1 pseudogene is annotated in these 619 nt (G+C 64.5%); it reads left to right on the top strand.

The features are described 5' to 3' along the window. Positions 1–16 precede the first annotated feature (16 nt). Positions 17–609: pseudogene (locus FUT87_RS24840) on the top strand (hypothetical protein). Positions 610–619: the final 10 nt, after the last annotated feature.

The raw sequence follows: 619 nt of genomic DNA, 5'->3' as shown, positions 1-619 counted from the left end.
CGAGGCCGGCGACCTGGTGACCAGCGACATCGACGACAACGACAAGCCCTTCTGCACCGGCGAGCGCACTGTCGAAGGCTTCTTCCGCACCCGCAACGGCCTGGACCAGGCCATCAGCCGCGGCCTGGCCTACGCGCCCTACGCCGACATGATCTGGTGCGAGACCGGCAAGCCCGACCTGGCCTTCGCCAAGGCCTTCGCCGAGCCATCCATGCGAAGTTCCCCGGCAAGCTGCTGGCCTACAACTGCTCGCCGAGCTTCAACTGGAAGAAGAACCTGGACGACGCCACCATCGCCAAGTTCCAGCGCGAACTGGGCGCGATGGGCTACAAGTTCCAGTTCATCACGCTGGCCGGCTTCCACAGCCTGAACTACTCGATGTTCAACCTGGCCTACGGTTATGCGCGCAACAACATGAGCGCCTTCGTCGAGCTGCAGGAGGCTGAATTCGCCGCCGCCGAAAAGGGCTTCACCGCGGTGAAGCATCAGCGCGAGGTCGGCACGGGTTACTTCGACGCGGTCACCACCACGATCGAGGCGCAGGCGTCGACCGCGGCGCTGAAGGGTTCCACGGAGGACGAACAGTTCTTCGATGCCAAGCACGGCTGATCGCCGCGCG

The sequence above is a fragment of the Mitsuaria sp. TWR114 genome (assembly GCF_007997345.1).
This window is presented reverse-complemented; position numbering and strand designations above follow the sequence as displayed.